This window comes from Roseovarius marisflavi, from assembly GCF_900142625.1.
GTDB lineage: Bacteria > Pseudomonadota > Alphaproteobacteria > Rhodobacterales > Rhodobacteraceae > Roseovarius > Roseovarius marisflavi.
Genome location: NZ_FRBN01000061.1, coordinates 1 through 3,465 on the forward strand (window position 1 = coordinate 1; position 3,465 = coordinate 3,465).

Annotated in this window: 2 protein-coding genes and 1 pseudogene; all 3 read left to right on the forward strand. The window is 53.6% G+C overall.

Annotated features, from left to right (window positions below; translation table 11 throughout):
• Positions 1-546: 546 nt before the first annotated feature.
• Positions 547-1,719, forward strand: a complete 1,173-nt coding sequence (locus tag BUB78_RS19800; RefSeq protein WP_073201131.1) for a tyrosine-type recombinase/integrase — start codon at positions 547-549, stop codon at positions 1,717-1,719.
• Positions 1,712-3,106: a hypothetical protein gene (locus tag BUB78_RS19805; protein ID WP_073201133.1), complete on the forward strand. Its 1,395-nt coding sequence runs from the start codon at positions 1,712-1,714 to the stop codon at positions 3,104-3,106. The genes BUB78_RS19800 and BUB78_RS19805 overlap by 8 nt, the downstream gene beginning before the upstream one ends.
• A pseudogene (locus BUB78_RS19810) lies at positions 2,997-3,465 on the forward strand (IS66 family transposase); the annotation flags it as partial. The gene BUB78_RS19805 and the pseudogene BUB78_RS19810, both read left to right, overlap by 110 nt.

The following is a 3,465-nucleotide window of genomic DNA, read 5'->3' on the forward strand; positions in this document are numbered from 1 at the left end:
CACGGCCCGCGAGCCGATCAACAGGCCGGATACATATGAGCGATTTCCGAAATCGTGCCAAATTCTCGATTGCGAACAGCAGCCGACACATACATATGGGCCGAATGTGCAAAATAGAAATCAAGATGATTCTCAGCGGCCCTTGACATAATTCTGCACGCCCTTTTCGACGGACATTGCAAAAGTGCAACACCGAATCCGGCTGAGTATATCTTTCTCGCCGTGCTTCCATATTGCTTCCGGTGTGAGCGTCAACCGAAATGGCAAAAGTCGCGCGCGCCGTAAGATATGGATAGTTTTTGATAAAGTGGTGAGCCGGCAGGGGTTCGAACCTTGGACCTACTGATTAAAAAGTCATAGAGCATTCAATTTATATTCATATCTCTGGTTACCCATTGATATACTAAGTCGATGCTATAAATGTACATTTTATTCACCAGCCTTCCTCAAGATATCTATTCTTTCCTCAAGATATCTATTCTTTTCGGTTAGCTGGTGACATAGTGGTGACACAGATTGCGCCGTATCACCAGAGTAGGGATTGGGTTGAGCCTCGCAAACAAGAGAATACGCGATGCTAAACCTGACATCCAAACCAGGATCATCTGGGATGCGGAAGTGAAAGGATTGGGCCTGCGGATTACCAAAGCAGGCGCAAAATCGTTTGTGCTGAGTTACCGGGCTGACGGTCGCAAGCGCTTGATGACTGTCGCCCGCGCTTCGGAGATATCGTTGGAGGCGGTGCGGCTCTTGGCTGGCGAAGCGCTGGTTAAAGTCCGCCAGGGCCACGACCCGATCGCAGAAAGGAAACAGCGACGGTCGCTGCCCACCGTAGCTGAAGCGATGGATCGGTATCTGAACGAGCATCTTGTGCGTCGACTCGCCAATGGCCGCCTTACCGAGCGGACGCTCAAGGAATACACGAGGCAAGCGAAAAAGGATGTCGTGCCCAAAATTGGGTCTAGGCATGTTGCCGACATCACGAGAGATGAAGTTGAGAAGCTTCTCGATCCTCTCCCGCCGGTCATGGCCAATCGGGTTTGCGCGCTGCTATCCGCCTTCTTCAATCAGGTAGAGCATTGGGAATATCGGCCTCAGCACACGAACCCGGCGCGCGGCATCGAAAAGGCCCGCGAAGAGGAGCGTGACCGTACGTTATCCGCTTCAGAGCTTTCGGCGCTTGGACAGGCTTTGGAAACAACCGACAGCCTCAACCCCTCTGCGGTGCTCGCCATTCGGCTTGCTGCCATCACGGGTTTGCGGATCGGTGAAATCCTCGACATGCATTGGGATGATGTGGACCTAGAAAGTGGCTTCCTCGTGCTGCCAAAATCCAAGACCGGCCGCCGCATCCACACATTGCCGTCAGCCGCGCAGGCGCTAGTAGCTGCAGCAGGAAGAGCCGGTGACTATGTGGTCTTCGGGCGGCGTGTCGATCGACCGATGGATTACAGTGCGGTGCGTCGGCACTGGGTCAAGGTCTGTCAAGTCGCTGGTATCGAAGGCGCCAGACTGCACGATCTCCGTCGCACCATCATGACAGAAGCTGCTGCGCTCGGTGTCGGCTCTCATCTTCTACGCGACATGGTCGGACACAAGACAACAGCGATGGCCGACCGCTACGCGAGACGCGCAGGTGCGCCATTGGTAGAGTTGCGTCAACGCATGGGGGATTCGATGGCGGAAAAGTTGCTTGGCAATGAGGAAAAGGATGAATAGCGACAAAGCCGAATCTTCAAATCTTTTCCGGAGACAGAGGGAGTCACTTGGTCAGTTGGACCGACCGAGCCTAGCTGACCACATCGGATCCGACGAGTTGCTGAGCTTCTTGTTGCCCCATCTATTCGGGGCGCATTTTCCCAAAAACGAACTTCTCCCAGTACCTTATTCCATAGATGAACACCGGTTCCTTCAGATTGCTTTGCAAACAGGAAAAATCCATGTCGCTTGCGACAAGATTCTCGATGCCTTGAAAAGCGGCTTTCTGACGCTGCAAGCTGCGCGCCTGCAAACCAAGGATCATTGGGGCCAACGCCACCGCGTGTCTGCAAGCGACCTCGACGATTTATCTGCTAGTGATGTGGTCGCCGATTTCCTTGATGGTGCCTGCCTCGGTCCGGATACGGCCTTCCCAGAGTGGCTCCACGGCAAAACATTCTTCCTACAGGACGCCGAAGTCGAGCACTGGATAAATTGCTTGGAACCAATGTCCCATCTGCCAACTGATGTTGAGCGCGATGGCGATTTGTTACCAAACCGAACAATATTTGCTTCCGAGGCAATTTGCTGGATAGCGGGTCAGGAAATCCGAGACTGGTTTGGATTGATTGAAACGGGCGCTGTGATGAGAGACTCAATAACTGCATTGCAGGCTTACGACGGCGGCACATATGACGATAAATACTATTCAGCCGCTCAAAACTTTTGTCTGTTGTTGGCTGAAAAACATGTTCGATCCCACGCTGCGAACGAAATCATCCAGTCAATGCGCGAAGGCCGACTCACAGGCTATGGCGTTCCGGATCATCAGAGTAGCGACACAGCGCACAGTGAATTTAAAACAGTACCTAAAACGGCTTTTCTGATTCAGCGCGAGTTTTCATCAAACGGGAACTTCACCGATTGCCTTTTTGCCGCTTCGACCAGCGACAGGACCGAGAACCAGCAAGCAAGCAACGAAGCTGATTGGACATACGTTCGTTTCCAGAAAGAAGACCTGATCAAGATTTGGGGCAGGAACCCCGAAGATGATTCCAATCGTTGGGGGATGGAGAAGAAATCCGAACGACCGATGCGCAAAAATCCAGATTTGCCAGTGCGCATCCCGAAAATGCGTGAAGCTGAAGCACACGTTAAAAAGCTTGTCGATTGTTGGAAACCTGGTGACTTCGCTCCGAAGCGAGACATTTTTGTCCACGAGTTGAAAGAGCAGTTCGAGTTGTCCAGAGACGAAGCTCGCCAGCTTTGGTCGAAAGTGCCTTGGAAGAAGGTTGGCCGACCGAAAGCGCCGAAGAGCCCGAAGAAACCGGGGCGCGTTGCCCAAACACTTGCCCCGTGTCGAAGAAATCATCACGCCCGAGAGCACGACATGCGATTGTGGCTGTGATCGGCATGTGATCGGCGAAGATACCAGCGAGCGGCTGGATATCATCCCGGCCCAGTTCCGTGTGATCGTCACCCGCCGTCCAAAGTATGCCTGCCGGTCCTGTGAGAGTGGCGTCGTTCAGACCCCCGCAGTCTCACGCCTGATCGAGAGCGGCATGCCGACCGAGGCGACGGTCGCCAGTGTCATCGTTGCCAAGTTCGCGGATCAACTGCCGCTGTATCGACAAGCTCAAATCTATGCGCGGCAGGGTGTCGATCTCGATCGCTCCACACTGGCGGCATGGGTGGGCAAGGCCGCTTATGAACTGGCCCCCGTTTACGACGCTCTGATGGCCGACCTAAAGAGATCCACCAAGCTCT